Source organism: Flagellimonas marinaquae, assembly GCF_023716465.1.
In the GTDB taxonomy this organism is placed as follows: Bacteria; Bacteroidota; Bacteroidia; order Flavobacteriales; family Flavobacteriaceae; genus Flagellimonas; species Flagellimonas alginolytica.
The window spans coordinates 1,687,429-1,705,069 of record NZ_CP092415.1 but is presented as its reverse complement, the minus strand read 5'-3'; the positions used below and the strand labels follow the sequence as shown (position 1 = coordinate 1,705,069).

General features: G+C 41.1%; 19 protein-coding genes. 6 read left to right on the top strand and 13 right to left on the bottom strand.

The window, feature by feature from the left end; genetic code table 11:
* Nucleotides 1-2: 2 nt before the first annotated feature.
* The 10 genes from hemB to hemA are packed head-to-tail and all read right to left on the bottom strand — an operon-like array spanning nt 3 to nt 7,992.
* Nucleotides 3-992 (bottom strand): porphobilinogen synthase, encoded by a 990-nt coding sequence (hemB, locus tag MJO53_RS07700; protein WP_252081102.1) that lies wholly within the window; start codon nt 990-992, stop codon nt 3-5.
* 38 nt (nt 993-1,030) lie between these two features.
* A complete protein-coding gene (locus MJO53_RS07695; protein ID WP_252081101.1) occupies nt 1,031-1,396 on the bottom strand; it encodes a four helix bundle protein in 366 nt (121 codons plus the stop codon).
* 29 nt (nt 1,397-1,425) lie between these two features.
* Nucleotides 1,426-2,214 (bottom strand): PhzF family phenazine biosynthesis protein, encoded by a 789-nt coding sequence (locus MJO53_RS07690; protein WP_252081100.1) that lies wholly within the window; start codon nt 2,212-2,214, stop codon nt 1,426-1,428.
* Nucleotides 2,215-2,236: 22 nt separating this feature from the next.
* Nucleotides 2,237-3,139 (bottom strand): oxygen-dependent coproporphyrinogen oxidase, encoded by a 903-nt coding sequence (gene hemF / locus MJO53_RS07685; RefSeq protein WP_252081099.1) that lies wholly within the window; start codon nt 3,137-3,139, stop codon nt 2,237-2,239.
* Nucleotides 3,129-3,662, bottom strand: a complete 534-nt coding sequence (locus MJO53_RS07680; protein WP_252081098.1) for a GNAT family N-acetyltransferase — start codon at nt 3,660-3,662, stop codon at nt 3,129-3,131. Before MJO53_RS07680 ends, hemF begins: the two co-directional genes overlap by 11 nt.
* Before the next feature lie 6 nt (nt 3,663-3,668).
* Complete coding sequence (locus tag MJO53_RS07675) at nt 3,669-4,154, bottom strand: DUF6973 domain-containing protein (protein ID WP_252081097.1); 486 nt, start codon at nt 4,152-4,154, stop codon at nt 3,669-3,671.
* Entirely contained in the window at nt 4,151-5,176 is a 1,026-nt protein-coding gene (hemE, locus tag MJO53_RS07670) for a uroporphyrinogen decarboxylase (protein ID WP_252081096.1), read from the bottom strand. Before hemE ends, MJO53_RS07675 begins: the two co-directional genes overlap by 4 nt.
* Complete coding sequence (locus MJO53_RS07665; RefSeq protein WP_252081095.1) at nt 5,173-5,835, bottom strand: uroporphyrinogen-III synthase; 663 nt, start codon at nt 5,833-5,835, stop codon at nt 5,173-5,175. The genes hemE and MJO53_RS07665 overlap by 4 nt, the downstream gene beginning before the upstream one ends.
* Complete coding sequence (hemC, locus tag MJO53_RS07660; RefSeq protein WP_252081094.1) at nt 5,813-6,739, bottom strand: hydroxymethylbilane synthase; 927 nt, start codon at nt 6,737-6,739, stop codon at nt 5,813-5,815. The genes MJO53_RS07665 and hemC overlap by 23 nt, the downstream gene beginning before the upstream one ends.
* Nucleotides 6,736-7,992 (bottom strand): glutamyl-tRNA reductase, encoded by a 1,257-nt coding sequence (gene hemA / locus MJO53_RS07655; protein WP_252081093.1) that lies wholly within the window; start codon nt 7,990-7,992, stop codon nt 6,736-6,738. The genes hemC and hemA overlap by 4 nt, the downstream gene beginning before the upstream one ends.
* 198 nt (nt 7,993-8,190) lie before the next feature.
* On the opposite strand from hemA, the gene MJO53_RS07650 reads away from it, so the two are divergent.
* Nucleotides 8,191-9,081: a helix-turn-helix domain-containing protein gene (locus tag MJO53_RS07650; protein WP_224835852.1), complete on the top strand. Its 891-nt coding sequence runs from the start codon at nt 8,191-8,193 to the stop codon at nt 9,079-9,081.
* 10 nt (nt 9,082-9,091) lie between these two features.
* On the top strand, nt 9,092-9,850 hold the full coding sequence (locus tag MJO53_RS07645) for a ThuA domain-containing protein (protein WP_252081092.1): 759 nt from the start codon (nt 9,092-9,094) through the stop codon (nt 9,848-9,850).
* Here the strand turns inward: MJO53_RS07645 and MJO53_RS07640 are convergent.
* Together MJO53_RS07640 and MJO53_RS07635 are read right to left on the bottom strand one after the other, a co-directional pair.
* Entirely contained in the window at nt 9,836-10,687 is an 852-nt protein-coding gene (locus tag MJO53_RS07640) for an N-acetylmuramoyl-L-alanine amidase-like domain-containing protein (RefSeq protein ID WP_252081091.1), read from the bottom strand. The two genes, MJO53_RS07645 and MJO53_RS07640, sit on opposite strands and share 15 nt — an antisense overlap.
* Nucleotides 10,687-11,751: a mechanosensitive ion channel family protein gene (locus MJO53_RS07635; RefSeq protein ID WP_252081090.1), complete on the bottom strand. Its 1,065-nt coding sequence runs from the start codon at nt 11,749-11,751 to the stop codon at nt 10,687-10,689. Before MJO53_RS07635 ends, MJO53_RS07640 begins: the two co-directional genes overlap by 1 nt.
* Nucleotides 11,752-11,897: 146 nt before the next feature.
* Here MJO53_RS07635 and hemH point away from each other — a divergent pair, with 146 nt between their 5' ends.
* The 4 genes from hemH to MJO53_RS07615 are packed head-to-tail and all read left to right on the top strand — an operon-like array spanning nt 11,898 to nt 16,324.
* A complete protein-coding gene (hemH, locus tag MJO53_RS07630) occupies nt 11,898-12,944 on the top strand; it encodes a ferrochelatase (protein ID WP_224835856.1) in 1,047 nt (348 codons plus the stop codon).
* A 19-nt stretch (nt 12,945-12,963) separates the two neighbouring features.
* On the top strand, nt 12,964-13,755 hold the full coding sequence (locus tag MJO53_RS07625) for a DUF3050 domain-containing protein (protein WP_252081089.1): 792 nt from the start codon (nt 12,964-12,966) through the stop codon (nt 13,753-13,755).
* Nucleotides 13,756-13,793: 38 nt separating this feature from the next.
* Complete coding sequence (locus MJO53_RS07620) at nt 13,794-15,170, top strand: MATE family efflux transporter (RefSeq protein WP_252081088.1); 1,377 nt, start codon at nt 13,794-13,796, stop codon at nt 15,168-15,170.
* Between the two features lie 53 nt (nt 15,171-15,223).
* On the top strand, nt 15,224-16,324 hold the full coding sequence (locus MJO53_RS07615) for a lactonase family protein (protein WP_252081087.1): 1,101 nt from the start codon (nt 15,224-15,226) through the stop codon (nt 16,322-16,324).
* Here MJO53_RS07615 and MJO53_RS07610 read toward each other — a convergent pair.
* The gene (locus MJO53_RS07610) at nt 16,321-17,640 is read right to left on the bottom strand and encodes a tetratricopeptide repeat protein (protein ID WP_252081086.1); all 1,320 of its coding nucleotides are present in this window, start codon (nt 17,638-17,640) and stop codon (nt 16,321-16,323) included. The two genes, MJO53_RS07615 and MJO53_RS07610, sit on opposite strands and share 4 nt — an antisense overlap.
* Nucleotide 17,641: the final 1 nt, after the last annotated feature.

Genomic DNA, 17,641 nt, shown 5'->3' with positions numbered 1-17,641 from the left:
GTTTATCCCAAAGATCGTACAAAATCCTTGGCAAAATAGCTCGCAATAATGTCTGCACCGGCTCTTTTTATGGCGGTCAATTGCTCCAACATCACGGCATCGTGGTCCAACCACCCTTTTTCTGCAGCTGCTTTTACCATGGCATACTCTCCGGATACCTGGTACACGGCAACGGGGGTATCGACTTCATTTTTAATTTCACGGACTATGTCCAAATAGCACAGACCGGGTTTTACCATTACAATATCGGCTCCTTCGTCAATGTCCATTTGGGTTTCCCTAATGGCTTCATACCGATTGGCATAATCCATTTGATAGGTTTTTTTATCCTTGGGCACGTCCGCAATATCCACAGGTGCGGAATCCAATGCATCGCGGAAAGGACCATAAAATGCACTAGCGTATTTTGCGGAGTAGGCCATTATGCCGGTATTCAAGTAGCCTTGATCTTCCAAGGCTTCACGAATGGTAAGGATTCGTCCGTCCATCATGTCGCTTGGTGCTACAAAATCTGCGCCTGCTTGGGCATGGGACACGCTCATTTCGGCCAACACTTCTGCAGTTTCGTCGTTCAAGATCTGTCCTTCTGCTACAATACCGTCGTGCCCGTATGCTGAAAAGGGATCTAAAGCCACATCCGTCATCACCAACATTTGTGGACAGGCATTTTTTACGGTTTTTATGGCACGTTGCATCAACCCGTTCGGATTAATGGCCTCGGTACCTTTGTTGTCTTTTAGTTTATCATCAACTTTTACAAAAAGTAGCACGGAACACAATCCCATCTTCCACAATTCTTTCACTTCTTTTTCAAGATTGTCCAGACTCAATCTAAAATAGTTGGGCATAGATGGAATTTCTTCTTTGATTCCTTTTCCTTCGGTTACAAAGAGAGGTACCAAAAAATCATATGGTGTAACTTGGGTCTCTCGGACCAATCTTCTAATGGATTCGGATGCGCGCAGTCTTCGGTTTCGTATTAGTGGGTACATGGTGTTCGTTTTAAGTTGTAAGCTTTAAGCTATATTATTTAAGTTCTTATTGATTTTTTTATCGTCTTGATTAAGGATGCAAGCATTTTCTTGATTTCATCTATTTCTGAAATAATGGTTTTAGATGTTTCTGATTCTATATATCCTAAGTCAGAAGCCAGCAGCAAAAGATAATCCAATTCGTGAGCAGAACCTGAATCGATGTATAAATATCTAATAAATTCTTTTTGAGTTTCCCTACCACAACACTCTGCTATATTGGTAGGGATGGATACGGAGGCTCTATTCATTTGGGAAATTAAGTTGTATTCTTCCGATTTTGGGAAGTTCTTGGTAAGTCCATATACGCTTAAAACAAGTCGATGTGACCTTTCCCAGACTTTATAATTCTTATAGTTTACCATAGCTTAAACTTATAGCTTATGACTTAGTCCTAAATATCTATTTCTCCTTCCAGATAAGGTACTGCTTTGCCAGAAATTTTAACCCTATCCCCTAAATATTCGCAAACCAGGTCTCCACCTCTTTTGGATAGCTGCTTTGCCGTCATTTTGGTCCGATCCAATTCTTTGGACCAATAGGGCGTTAAGGAAGTATGTGCCGAACCGGTAACCGGATCTTCGGGTATACCGCAGGAAGGGGCAAAAAACCGCGATACAAAATCCACTTCGGTGCCCGGTGCGGTAACAATAACTCCTCTAGCATCCACTTGATCTAAAAGGAAAAAGTTGGGCTCAATTTTTTCAATCTCTTTTTGAGAACTGTAGACAAGCATGTAATCGGTTTTACCCTTAAAGGTTTTGATGGGGGGCTTACCCAAAGCTTGATCGATCTCGTCAATATTTTTGATTGCAACAAGAATATCTGCCGGAAAATCCATTGTTAACCAGCCATTATCAGCTTTGGCAACAGTAAGTTCTCCGCTACGATGCGAGAAAAACCGAACGGTATCCATATCTAAATTATAAAAATGAAACAATACGAAGGCGGTAGCCAAGGTGGCATGGCCACATAGGTCCACTTCCAGCTCTGGAGTAAACCAGCGAATTTCGTAGGTGTCATCTTTTTTAACGGCAAATGCGGTCTCGGCCAAATTATTTTCCCGAGCTATGTTTTGCATCAGTTCTGGACTCAACCAGGCATCCAATATGCAAACGGCGGCAGGGTTGCCGGCAAAAGTCTGGTTGGCAAATGCATCAATTTGATAAATTTTCTGTCTCATGGCTTGTTTTTACGACTACATATTACACCCATTCTTTTGGGTATTGGAGTACTTCTATCAATTTTGCTTCGGCACTGTTCTTTTCTGGATGGTGATCGTACCTCCATTGTACATGAGGTGGCAGACTCATCAAAATACTTTCTATTCTGCCATTGGTGCGCAACCCAAAGAGCGTGCCCTTATCGTGCACCAAATTGAACTCCACATAGCGTCCTCTCCGAATCTCCTGCCAATCGCGTTGTGCTTGGGAGTACGGCAATTCCTTTCTTTTTTCGACAATAGGAACATAGGCCCCCAAAAAGCTGTCCCCGACCTCTGTTACAAAATTGTACCAATCTTCCATACTGGTTTCTTCGGATGCTTTGCAATAATCGAAGAACAATCCACCAACCCCACGGGCTTCGTTCCGATGGGCATTCCAGAAGTAGTTGTCGCACTTCTTTTTATAGTCGGGATAGAAATCCGGATTATGGGCATCGCAGGCTTTTTTACAGACTGAATGAAAATGAATGGCATCTTCATCGAACAGGTAGTAGGGAGTAAGATCTTGTCCGCCTCCGAACCATTGATCCACAATGTTACCTTCCTTGTCGTACATTTCAAAATAGCGCCAGTTAGCATGCACCGTGGGCACCATTGGATTTTTTGGATGAATCACCAAACTCAGTCCGCAGGCGAAAAAGTCCACATCTTCCACTCCAAAGTAGTTTTGCATACTCTTGGGCAACGGGCCATGTACTTTTGAAATATTTACGCCGCCTTTTTCGAAAACTGCTCCGTTTTCGATTACCCGTGTTCTGCCTCCACCACCTTCTTCGCGCTCCCAAAAATCCTGTTGAAATTTAGCTGAACCATCCAACTCTTCCAATTTATGGGTGATGGTATCCTGTAGTTTTTGAATGTATTCGTAAAATTTATCCTTCATAATATAATTCGTAAAGTTCCATATCGAGAAAATCTTCGTTGGGCGGTCGATATGCTTTTTGGATCGTTCTTTTCCATTGAAAACCGCATTTTAGAGCAACCCCTATACTTCCTCGATTAGTTTTATGCGCTATAATTTTAAGGGTTTTTAAATCTATTTTATCAAAAGCAAAATCTATTGCTTGTTTTATGCAAGAACTGGTGATGCCCTTACCATGGTAATCACTGTCCAAACAATAAGCAAGTTCTCCCTCTCCGATGTTGTGATCAATGTTTTTTAGTATGACCAAGCCGAGTATGCTTTGGTCATTATTCTCTCTTATGGCAAAGGTGAATTCCTCTTTCTTAGCAATTTCTTGGTCTTTTTTTTCAATGTAATTTCGAGAATCGAGCACTGAAAGGTTTTGTTGCAGGGTGTTTGGGAAGAAACGTTCAAATATCTCCCGGTTCGATCGCATTAAAAGAGATAAGCTTTCTGCATCGTCCGGATTAAGATAATCTATTTGAAAAGCTGTATTCATCATAACTTATCAAAGAATATGTACCATTTGGTATTTATAATTGGAAAGTTTTGACTTTTCATTTATTTTGATGGATTCACCGGTCATTTCTTTCAACTTGGCTATAACCTCGGTCTCCGCTTTATCGGCATTTTGCCTATAAATAAACCTACCTACCTCATTATTGTGCAAATCCATTTGTTTTGGCAATTTTTTGTTTGGAAACGAATCCTCGTGCCAATCGGTTACCCTTTTTGCCCATTGGGTTGCCGATTCTTCGTTTCTGCTCCAGGCAAAACATCTTTTGGCAATCAAATAATTCCATAGTGCATGCCTAAATGCGTTCGCCGGACCATTTTTATGGTGCAGTTTACCAAAGTACTTGCTCGAAATGGCCAAGCAATCCTTTGTTGCTCTTATAGTCGGGAGTATAAAGAGAGGCTTGCTCAAACCAATACCGATAACCTTTAGGAGATTCTTTACATCTAACCGTTTCAGTATCGCAAAAAGCTTCACCCTTTATACTCCTTAACCGCTTCTATAAAAGCTTGGGCATTCTCGATAGGAATGTTGGGCAAAATACCATGGCCCAGGTTTACAATGTATTGGTCCTTGCCAAAATCACGGATCATCTGTGTCACCATTTCCTTGATTTTTTCTGGGGGTGAAAGTAATCTTGCTGGATCAAAATTACCTTGAAGCGTGATGTTTCCTCCTGTTAAGTATCTGGCATTTTGCGCAGAACAGGTCCAATCGACCCCAACTGCGGACGCACCTGAATTGGCCATCTCTTTTAATGCAAACCAACAGCCTTTACCAAATACAATTACTGGGGCCTCATCTTTTAATGCATCCACTATTTGTTGGATATATTTCCATGAAAACTCTTGATAATCCACGGGCGAAAGCATTCCTCCCCAAGAATCGAAAACCTGTACGGCATTAACACCAGCTTTAACCTTTGCTTTAAGGTAAGCAATGGTGGTATCGGTTATTTTTTGAAGCAGTTCGTGGGCAGCTTTTGGCTGGGTAAAACAGAAACCACGGGCCTTGTCGAAACTTTTGCTCCCTTGCCCTTCCACACAATAGCAAAGAATGGTCCAAGGAGAGCCTGCAAATCCGATCAAAGGAATTTCATCATTTAATTTCTCCTTTGTCATTTCAATTGCGTCCATTACATACCCAAGCGAGTCATGAACATCGGGAACAACCACATGGTCCAAATCTTTTTGCGAACGGATCGGATTGGGAAGATACGGTCCAAAGTTGGGCTTCATTTGCACCTCGATGTCCATAGCTTGGGGTATTACCAAGATGTCACTGAACAATATGGCGGCATCCATGCCATAGCGCCGAATGGGCTGTACGGTTATTTCAGAAGCCAGTTCCGGTGTTTGGCAACGGGTAAAGAAATCGTATTTTTTCTTAAGTTCCATGAATTCTGGCAAATAGCGTCCCGCTTGTCGCATCATCCATACGGGTGGACGATCAACGGTTTCTCCTTTTAAAGCCTTTAGGAACAAGTCGTTTTTTATCATAAGTTCTTATAGTAGTTAATCGCCTGTACCAACACATTTTCAACAGTCGGTTTGTTGGCTAAAATTATATTCTCTGAATGTTTTTTAGCTTCGGCAGCGGTGGTGTTTCCAATGCAGAACAACATGCTGTTGCCCAATTTGTTTTCCAACAAGTAACTTTGAATACCACTGGGGCTGTAAAAAAGAATACCATCGAAATTTCTATTGAAGGCCTTAGGGTTCGAGTGAGTCCGGTACACCATCATTTCTTTATACCGAATGTTATTTTTTTTAAAGGCATTGGGCAAATCATCCCTTCTTTTGTTCCCACATAAAAACAAAAAGGATTCACAGCGGTATTTTTGTGCAATAACTTTTCCCAATTCTGAAGCATACTGCGTGGATTCCACGACCAATACTCCATTATCTTCCAAAAGCGATCGCGTTTTATCGCCTACGCAGAATGCACGAAACCCGGCCCTGTCCAATCCTTCGGTTTGCTTTATAAAAACCTTGACTGTATTCTGGCTGGTAAAAACGTAATTTTTGTGTTCCAAAGGTATCTTGTCTTCGAGAAACTCGATCGATAGCGCATTGTATTCCACCAATCCCAAGCCGGAATTTAGAAAAAGTTCTTTTTGTGACGGGCTTAATATTTTAGTGGACAGCACTGTTTTCATTTCTGATTTCCTGCATCAATTTATCACCGCCGTTTTTTAGCACTTCTTCCGCACACGCTTGACCAAGGTTCTTTGCTTCGGACAGTTTCACCTCTTTTTTGATTTCAATCTTTTTTTTGCCGTCCAAAGAGAACACTACGCCTTTAAAATGCACTTTCTTATCCTTTATTTGGGCCAATGCTCCTATTGGGGCAGTGCATCCTCCTTCCAAAGTGCGCAAAAATTCACGCTCTATGGTTGTTGCCACTTCGGTTTCCGAATGGTTAAGATGGGCCAATGCCTGTTGGGTAAAGTCATCTTCCTGTTTGGCGACCACCAACATGGCACCTTGTGCGGGAGCGGGAACCATCCAATCCAATTGAATGGCGTCTTTGGGCAATAGTTTTATACGCTCCAATCCTGCTTGTGCGAAAATGGCACCTTGCCAGTTGTTCTCGATAAGTTTTAACAAGCGAGTGTTTACGTTTCCCCTAAGGTCCACCACTTTGTGGTCGGGGTATTTGTTCAACCATTGGGCTTTTCTGCGCAAACTGCCCGTGGCAATGGTCGCAGGTTGGTCCTGCTCCAAAAAACCAGAACCTTTATGCACCAGAATATCGTGGGTAACGGCGCGCTCAAGTACGGCCACTTGTACTATGCCTTTAGGGAGTTGGGTGGGTACATCCTTCATGGAATGTACAGCAATATCTATATCGCCCTTTAACAAGGCTACATCCAGTGTTTTGGTAAAAATACCGGTAACGCCCAACTCGTACAGAGGTTTGTCCAACACTTGGTCCCCCATGGATTTTGTGGGTACCAAAATGGTATCGTACCCTAGTGTTTCCAATTTATTTTGAACGGTAGTGGCTTGCCACAGCGCCAATTCGCTATCGCGGGTTCCAATGCGGATTATCTTGCTCATTTGGAATGTAGTTCTAGCTGAAATACTTTCTGGATAAGTTCCAGACTGTCCTCCGTATCAACTTCGTTGCTCTTTAAGTGATTGGCAAACTGTTTGGTAATTTTTTGTATGATCCTATCGGAGATGATTTCTGCTTGAATTTGGTCGAAACCTTCTATTTTTTTGGTCTGAAAATCGATTTCTTCAGTTTTCATTGTGTTCAGTTTGTCCTTAAGGGCATTGATTACCGGAGCAAACTTTCGCGTTTCCAACCATTTAAGGAAATCTTTTCTCACTTTCTCAATAATCGCTTCTGCCTTTGGGATAAATTCCTTTCTTTTGGCCAAAGTCTCATCAGTAATTTGCGACAGCTGATCCAAATGCACCAAGGTAACGTTCTCCAGCTCTTTTACATCGTCGGATACGTTTTTGGGTACGGACAGATCCAAAATCAATAAGGGCTTTTTAGTGTATACCAAAGCTTTCGAAACGGTTGGCAGTTGGGCCCCTGTGGCCACAACAAGTATGTCGGCCTTTCGTATTTCCGACTGCAGATCTCCATAATCTTTTACCGTTAATTGAAACTTGCCTGCAACATCCTCTGCTTTTTCCCTGGTTCTGTTGATCAGTGTAATGTGGGAATTGTTGGAGTGTTTTACTAAATTTTCGCAGGTGTTCCGTCCAATCTTGCCAGTCCCGAAAAGTAAAATGTTCTTATTGGAAATATCATCCACATTATCCAGAATATATTTTACCGATGCAAATGCAACCGAGGTGGCCCCGGAAGATAGTTCCGTCTCGTTTTTAATGCGTTTGCTGGCCTGGATCACCGAATTGCACAAACGTTCCAAGAACGGATTGGCCATTTCCTGCTTTTTGGCACGGTAAAAACCTTGTTTGATCTGGCTGATGATTTCAAAATCACCCAAAATCTGACTGTCTAGACCAGTCCCCACTTTGAAAATATGGGAAATCGCGTCATGGTTTTTATATACATAGGCCACTTCCTGGAATTCCTCCACAGTGCCTTTGGTCTCCTCACACAACAGCTTTATAAGTTGATAGGGGTGCTGTGCAAATCCATACAGTTCGGTCCTGTTGCACGTAGAAATGGCCAAAAGTCCATCGATGCCCATTTCCTTCGCCTTGAACAATATATGATCAATGGCAGGAACATCCAGACTGAACTTTCCTCTAACCTCTGCATCCGCCTTCTTGTAACTCAACCCAATGGCGTAGAAGGAATTATGTTTTGAAATATGGTAGTTCCTCATAAAGGATATAAATCGCAGAACAAAATTAACAGGCTTATGTATCAAAAAATAACGGTAGCGGAACCAGATAGGCCACTACTATTTATTTCGTGTTTTATTTTTGATAAAATTTACGTCAAGTATTGATATTATTGATAAATTTGATATTGCAGAACACAATTTAGAGCCATTCTAAATTAACGAAACATCTAAACCAAATTGAAAAACAACTTAAAAAATATCGCTAGCGGTTCCTATGATGAAATTTTAGTAGAGGACGGAATTTACATCTTAAAGATTCAGAACGACTCCAAGGACCCTAGACTTATTGAGCGTGAAATAGACAGCACGTACATCCAATTCCATTTTTGTTTAAAGGGGAGGTCCAAATTCAATTTTAATGAAGGTAACTACTATTTGGAAGTAAATGAGGAAAACTCGTTGCTCTTGTACAACACCCAAAAGGACCTACCCTTGGATCTGGTGGTCTCGCCTGGCTCTTGGTTGCTTTCCGTAGTTATGACGATAAGGAAGTTCCATTCCCTGTTTTCCGACGAAGCGGATTATATTCCTTTCTTAAGCGACGAAAACAAGGAGAAGAAATACTATTCTCAAGAAATGGTATCTCCGGCCACGGCCGTTGTCCTTAGCCAGTTAATGAACTATAATTTGCATCCATCCATAAAAAAACTGTATTTAAAAGGCAAAGTGTACGAGTTGATCTCCCTGTACTTTAATAAAACCGAAGATGCCGATCTTGAACAATGCCCCTACTTGGCAGACGAGGACAATGTTCGCCGAATTCGAATGGCCAAGGAAATTATGATTTCCCGTATGGCTGAACCGCCAACACTTGCAGAACTCTCGCAAGAGGTTGGGTTAAGCCTTAAAAAACTAAAGGAAGGCTTTAAACAAATTTATGGAGACTCTGTTTTTGGCTTTTTGTTCGATTACAAAATGGAATATGCCCGTAAAATGTTGGAAACAGGAAAGCACAATGTAAACGAGGTGGGATTAAAAGTAGGGTACAGTACCGCTAGTCATTTTATTGCTTCTTTTAAAAAGAAGTTCGGCACAACACCTAAAAAATATTTAACTTCAAATGCCTAATTAAACCCTTATGAAAAAATTTGCGCTGTATTTACTCAGCTTCTGTTTCGCCCTTCATGTTTCGGCACAAGATATACCCGCTGAAAAAGAGAATACGCAAAAAATGCCCGATTTGGTTCTTGTTTTTACCAAAACTCAAGGATTCCGGCATAAATCCATAGAAAAAGGGGTACAGACCTTTAGGGAATTGGGCAGACAAAATGGTTTTATTGCCTTGCAATCCGAATCCGGAGATGATTTTAACACCTTAAATCTTGATAATTACAAGCTAGTGGTTTTTTTGAACACAACCATGGATGTGCTGAACCATACTCAACAGCTTGCATTTGAGCAGTTTATTAAAGGAGGTGGTGCTTTTATGGGTGTGCATGCCGCTGCCGATACCGAGTATGATTGGGATTGGTACGGTAAATTGGTAGGGGGCTATTTTGATTCCCATCCAAATGACCCTAATGTGAGAAAAGCTAAAATTGATGTGGTAAACAATATACACCCGTCCACTGCCCACTTGAAGGAAACTTGGACCAGAACAGATGAATGGTACAATTATAAAAATCTAAGTCCCGATGTTACCGTATTGCTCAATTTGGACGAGACCAGTTATGAAGGGGGCACCAATGGACCCGATCATCCAATTGCCTGGTTCCAAGAGTTTGATGGTGGCAGGGCCTTTTATACAGGGGGAGGCCATACGGACGATTCGTTCAATGAGCCTATGTTCCGCCAGCATCTTTTGGGCGCTATCGAATGGTGTTTAAAAAGAGACTAAAGCAGGTCTGGCAACAATGATTCCTATATTGCTTTTGATGTTTTTGAGGTAATCCGCCAACGGCAACTCGGAAATCTCTACTTCACCATTCTTACTGGAAGCATGTAATAGATGCAACCTACCATCGGGTCTGTGCAATGCAATTCCGGTATGTGTTACATCCAATCCTTTTATAGATGTGGCCAAAGCAATAATGTCCCCGGATTTTATCAGGTGTTCCTTGCTTTCTATTTGGCCCTTTGGCAAATAACAAATTTCTTCTGTGTCCAGTGCCTTTTCCACCTCTAATATTGCTTCAAAATTCTCATCGCTGGCCAAAAAAGGGTACAGGTTACGATGGGTCCCCATAAAATTAATGGACTTTTCCAGTTTCTCGCCCCCTAATTCCTCGGTGATGTCCTTTACTAACCCCTTACGCTCGTTATTCCGAATCCATTCTGTAAAATAGTGTAAACGAGAAGGATACCCGTTTAAACTGCCGTTTCTATACCGAACAGTCTCCAGATTGTCCGTAAAGCTTTCAAAATCCTTTTGCCGGTTTTGCAGCATCAGGCTAAAAGCCAATACATTTTCCACAAATGTTGTACAATCCAATCCGCCGAAGTTCACCACCAAAGTTTCCGTATCACCAACTTCGAGAGTTTTTTCCACATACGGAGTTCCAAGGAACGATCGGCCCACCTGTGCAATGGTGTCGCCCAAGTTGGCGCCTTTGGTTTGCATTAGGTCCAAAAGCTTAACTTCAAAAAGCGATTTGTCCTCTGGGGAACAGGTAATCTGTTGTGCATTTAACCCATATCCCAAAGTCAATAAAAGAGCGAGTATAGTTTGTTTCATCAATTTTCTTCATTTTTATGTTCAACCGTCAATCTCGTGGTTCTAGCAATACTTTCTGGGTAATTTTCTTGGAGGTAAACAATCAGTCTTTCCCTTAAATACACCCTGAGGTCCCAGGCCGTGGACGAGTCTTTGGCACTGACCAAACATCGAATTTCCAAATAATTTGGTTTGGTATCCGTAACTTGTACAACGTTTACCTTACCGTCCCAAAGATCGGTATTGTTCAGGATTTTTGTTTGTTCTTCTCGAATTTTATCAAACGGAACATTATAATCCACATACAGAAAAACGGTTCCCATTAAATCGGCAGATGTTTTGGTCCAATTTTGGAAGGGCTGATTTATAAAGTAAGGTGTAGGCACGATCAAACGCCTTTTGTCCCAAATACTCACCACAACATACGTTAAAGTAATCTCTTCGATACGGCCCCATTCCCCTTCCACAATTACCACATCATCAAGTTTAATGGGTTGGGCAATGGCAATTTGGATGCCAGCCAAAATAGTACCGATAAACTGTTGTGCCGAAAACCCGATAATGATACCCGCCACTCCTGCAGAAGCAAAAATACTGATGCCCACCTCACGGATTTCTTCAAAGCTCATCAATGCAAAACCAGTTGCAAGCAAGACTATGATAAAAATAAAAATACGCTCCAGAATTGTAAACTGTGTATAAACTTTACGTGCCTTTAAATTATCGGCAACACCAATGTCGTAGTTTTTGATGATTACCGCTTTTATAATCTTTAACATGGCGATCATTGCCCACGCCATGGCAAAAATAAATAGGATGGTGCTGGCCTTTCTAAACCAATATCCTGCATCCTCGAGGTTAAGGAGGTCACGTAATGCCTTCATCCTAAGGAGTACGGCAATAAAAATCAAAACCAATGGCGTAGCCAATCGTTTAAAAGAACTTTTGGGCAAAAGATACTTCGGATTCTTGCCCAATCGTTTCATCAGCGCTGCTGTACCCCAAAACAGGAGAACGAGCACAAGAAGGGCAGCGCCCAAGTAAATAAGCGACTCTTTGGAAACTGTATCATAAAAGGACTCCATACTCCAAAAATAAGACAGAAAAATTCAAGGCAATCCCAAAGTCTAAACAAAATCGATATTCATTATTTCATCATAAGAAAGTTTTGTAAGCTACAAAAGGCGAAGTCCTCTTGGTGTTGTATTTTAGCTGCTCAAAACAAATAAGTGTGAAGAAAGGAGTTTTATTGGTCAACCTTGGGTCGCCGGACAGCCCAACAGCCAAAGATGTTAAGCCGTATTTGGATGAGTTTTTGATGGACGAACGTGTAATCGATGTAAATCCTGTTTTAAGGAATATTATAGTTCGAGGAATCATTCTGAATACTCGCCCAAAAAAATCCGCCGAAGCATATTCTAAAATTTGGTGGGACGAAGGTTCTCCTTTGATCATTATTTCGGAAAGGTTTGCAGAAAAGGTCCGAAATCAAATCGAATTACCGGTGGCATTGGGCATGAGATACGGTTCCATGTCCATTAAAGAAGGGTTACAAGAATTGAAGGAGAAAGGGGTCGATGAGGTGTTCTTGGTGCCGCTGTACCCACATTATGCCATGTCTTCCTATGAAACGGTTGTTGTAAAAGCACTGGAGGTGCAACAACAAGATTTCCCTGATATGCAAATGACCACTCTACCGGCCTTTTACAGTAATCCAGATTACATCAAAATATTATCCAAAAGTATAGCGGAAGGTTTAAAGGGTTTCGATTACGACCATATCCTATTTTCCTATCACGGAATTCCGGAGAGGCATATCAGAAAATCAGACCCGACCAAGTTCCATTGCCAGCTGAACGGACAGTGTTGCAAGACCAATTCCGTAGCGCACCATACCTGCTACCGCCACCAATGTTACGATACTACCGAACTGGTAAAGAAAGAGCTGAATTTGCCAGAAGATAAGGTGAGCACCTCATTCCAATCTAGATTGGGCAGTGACCCTTGGCTGCAACCATTTACCGACAAGGAGTTTGAACGATTAGGGGAAGAAGGTATAAAAAAATTGGCCGTAATCACTCCTGCATTTGTGAGCGATTGCCTAGAAACTCTTGAGGAAATTGCCATGGAAGGCAAGGAACAGTTCCAAGAAGCAGGCGGTGGAGACTACATCCACATTCCATGCTTGAACGACCGCGACGACTGGGCCCAACTTATGGCCAAATGGATCAAAGCATGGGAAGTTAACGGTGCTTTGCCAGAAACCCATATCCGATAAGTCTGAAACCAAAGAGAATATGAAAATTGAAAATCTGGGGAAAGAACTTGAACCCCTTCGCAATACGCTCAAAAATCACCTACTTTATACCCAATTGGATTCGTTGGATGACATTAAAACCTTTATGGAAAGCCATGTGTATGCCGTTTGGGATTTTATGTCTCTCCTAAAAGCACTTCAGCGCAGCTTAACTTGTGTAGATTTGCCCTGGCAGCCATGCCCCAATACCGAGGTGGCTCGTTTCATCAACGAAATTGTCCTGGAGGAAGAAACGGACCGCAACGAGTTGGGAGAGCCTAAAAGTCATTTTGAAATGTACCTCGACGCCATGAAAGAGGTTGGTGCAGATACGGAGAAAGTGCAAGCAACTATTTCTTCGTTCAATAATTTGGATAAAATCTCCGATCAAATTAAAAAAGCTCAACTCAACCAAGCAGAAAAGGATTTTCTTCAATTTACTTTTGATGTTATCAGCACCCGACAACCGCATATAATTGCAGCAGCATTTACCTTTGGCCGGGAGGATTTAATTCCTGATATGTTCTTGAGCATTATTGAACAATCTGGCTCAAATGGGCCGAGCAGGTACAAAAAATTGGAATATTATCTTAAAAGGCACATAGAGCTGGATGGCGATGAGCACGGCCCTTTGGCCCTACGTATGATCAAATCCCTATGTGGTGCAGATGAGCAAAAATGGGACGATGTTAAGGTTTATAGCACCAAGGCATTAAAGGTGAGAATTGCGCTTTGGAATAGCATTGCACAAACATTGGAAAAGAAAAAGAGCAAGTTGGTGGGAACCCTGTAGTTAAGCAACCAACAAAATATGTAAAGCTTTAATCCGGCATGGCCAAAATAACCTCAAGCGAACTCGGCGAAGAACCCATCGGAAAATTACTGATCAAACAGGCCGTACCCGCATCGATTGGTATCTTGGTAATGTCCCTGAACGTATTGGTGGACTCCATTTTTGTAGGCAACTGGATAGGCTCCATTGCCATTGCCGCAATCAATGTAGTGTTGCCCGTATCCTTCTTTATCGCTGCCTTGGGCATGGCGATTGGTATTGGGGGTTCCAGCATTATTTCGAGGGCACTTGGAGCAAATAACAAGGAAAAGGCCCTTAAAACGTTCGGAAACCAGATTACGTTGACCTTGTTGGTCACTATTTCCATGGTGGCGCTAGGGCTCTATTTTGTGGATAACCTGATTCCAGCTTTTGGCGGTAAAGGTTCCATTTTTGAACCCGCTAAGATTTATTACACTATCATTTTGTACGGAGTGCCCTTTCTTGCACTTTGCATGATGGGAAACACCGTGATACGTGCAGAAGGAAAACCTCGATTTGCCATGATCGCTATGATCATCCCGTCCGTTGGGAACCTCTTAATGGACTACATTTTTATTTATGTGTTCGATTGGGGTATGCATGGGGCCGCTTGGGCCACCACGGTAGGTTATTTGCTCTGTTTCTTCTATGTGTTTTACTTTTTTCTGTCCAAAAATTCGGAATTAAAAATAGATATTTCCCATTTTGGACTAGATCGACCCATTCTTCGGGAAATCGGTTCCTTGGGGTTTGTGACCTTGGCCAGACAGGCCGTTACCAGCATTACCTATTTGTTGATGAACAATATATTGTTCAACTTGGGAGGAGAGGCGATGGTAGCGGTGTATGCCATTATCGGCAGAATGTTGATGTTTGCCCTGTTCCCCGTTTTTGGCGTAACCCAAGGATTTCTTCCGATAGCTGGGTACAATTATGGCGCCCAAAAATTTGAAAGAGTAAAACAATCCATCTATACGGCAATTAAATATGCAGCCTTGGTAGCAACCCTTGTTTTTGTGGTTCTTATGGTTTTTCCCTCGGAAATCGCCTCATTGTTCCTAAGTGACCGGCCGGAGCTATCTGTCGAAGAACTGGCAACCAACAATTTTGTTTTGGAGCATACGCCTTTGGCCATGCGCTTGGTGTTTGCCGCGACTCCCATTATCGCCATACAGTTAATAGGTGCCGCATATTTTCAGGCAATCGGCAAAGCCATTCCCGCCTTATTGCTCACTTTGACCCGACAGGGCTTCTTTTTTATCCCGTTGATTTTGGTATTGCCCAAGTTTATGGGCGAGTTGGGTGTATGGCTCTCATTTTGTATTGCCGATCTGCTATCGACCATTGTGACCGGTATTTTTCTTCAAAAGGAAATCAAGAACGAACTCTCTTAAATCCATTTATTTTGATTTAGAATGTTTAATTTGGGTGGCCTAACTAAACATCCATGAAAAAAATTATTCTAGTGGGTATAGTTGCTGTTTTAGCAATCGCTTGTGCGGAAAAACCTCAAGAAAAACCCATGTACACCCTATTTGTTGGAACGTATACCGATGGAGATAGTGAAGGCATCTACACGTATTCTTTTGATGCGAGTTCAGGGGAACTGTCCAGCAAAAAACTGGCGGCGAAGTTGACGAACCCATCCTATTTGGCCATTTCGGAAGACAAAAAGAACCTGTATGCGGTCCAAGAAACTGCCAATTTTGATAGTTTGGGCGGGGGTGTTTCCGCTTTTAAGTTGAAAGATGATATTTTGGAACTTCAGAACAGCATGGGAACCCAAGGGGCACATCCTTGTCATCTGTCACTTTCTGGAGACGGACATTTGGCCGTTGCCAACTATACCGGTGGCAATGTTTCTATTTTCTCCCTTAATGAAGACGGTTCTCTATCTGAAAATCCACAAATCATCGATCATAAACCATTGGACTCCGTTAAAACATCGCATGCGCACATGGCACAGTTTAATATAGATGGACTAATGGTTACCGATTTGGGACTGGATACGGTAAAACGATACAATCAAAAGGATGGAGAGTTCGTTCCTGCCGAACAGAGTTCAATATCGTTTGAAGATGGAGCAGGCCCTCGCCACTTTACCTATGGTAAGAATGGTCAAATGTTATATGTCATCAACGAATTGAACAGCACCATTTCCGTCTTTGAAAAAGATGGTGAAGGAAATTACCGAGAAGTTCAGGTGGTATTGACCTTAGCTGCTGATTTTGATGGGGAAAGCTTTTGTGCCGACTTGCATTTGTCTCCGGACGGGAAATTTTTATATGGTTCCAACCGTGGGGAAAACACTATTGTAATTTTTGCTGTGGATAGCGATTCAGGTCAATTGGAATTGGTTGGAAGAGAACCCGTTCAAGGGGATTGGCCGAGAAACTTTTCCATGGACCCAACGGGCGAATTCTTGTTGGTCGCCAATAAAAAGACCAGCAACATTGCAGTTTTTAAAAGAGATAAAGAAAACGGAACCTTGACTTTTATGAATGAGACCAGCCACCCAAACCCAGTTTGTTTGGTGTTTTTGGATTAATCCTTTGAATTACAAAATTCATCAATTTTTTCTTCGGCTTCCATAAACCCAAGATCTAATGATATTTTCCATGATTTACATGCTTCATCTAAGTTTCCCTTCTTTTGATGTATCAATCCTTGATTAAAATAGGGCCTATTATAATTAGGTTTTAAAAGCATTGCCTTTTTGTTCGATTTTTCTGCTTTTTCTAATTCACCTATCATTAAATATGAAAATGCCAAATGAGCGTGAAGATTTGGACTTTGGTCATTTACCAATATTCCTTGCAGAAAGTCATCAATTGCCTCATGGAATTGCCCAAGAATATTTTTAACATATCCTCTATTGTTAAATGAATTTGAGTTCCCGGGATTTAGCCTAATTGCTTCATCAAAATCTTGGATTGCTTCATTGTATAATTTAAGATCAATTTTGATATTGCCTCTAATATCCCATGCTGAAGCTAAATTTGGATTTAATAAAATTGCTTCATCGAGTTGGCTAATTGCTGTTTTTAAATCGCCAAGTTTTTCTTTTACAAGGGCAATAAAAACTAGGTTAATAGGTTTATTGTATCCTAATTCGATTGATTTTTTAAAAGCATTTATAGCTTCTTCTAAATTGTTTTCTTCATATTCATTCCTACCTAACCAGTACCAATCTTCTCCATTATAATCCTCTATTCTTTTGGGTGTTTTTGAGGCTTCTTTTACCTTTAATTTTTCTTCTTGATTCAATTTGCCTAAATAGGATTGAGATTCCTCTTTCTCTATTTTATCCCTTAGATTTTCTATTTGTTCAACAGTTTTTACTGCCTTTTCATGATGCTGCTTCATTTTTGACTTTTCTTCATTTATCATTTGCTCACTTATATTCAAAAAGTCTAATTGAAGATTTTCAATTGCCCGTTTTATAGGAATCTCTGATTTTTTTTCAACTTGCTCTCTTATCCATTTTTCGGTAAGTATTTTATTCAACTTTGCATCTGATAATTCGTGAGCTCTTTCTGTAAAGAAAGTGTTAATGGAGGAGGATAAATATTTCCATCCAAAAAAAGTTAATACAGCAATTGCAATACCTCCCACAACAGAAATCAACCAAATAAAATTTGTTAGTCTACCATCAACTTTTTCAAAATTGGAATTGCTCAATTTCTCATTCTCAATAAGAAGATCTTTTATATGGTTATTGTTGTTTTCTAATGTTCTATTTAAATCATTAATCTCATCCTCAAGTTGAATGATTGTTAATTCTTGAATTGAAATAGAATCTTTTTGGGCAGAACATATTAATACTGAAAAAACCAAAATGGTTAGAAGAAAATTTTTTTTCATA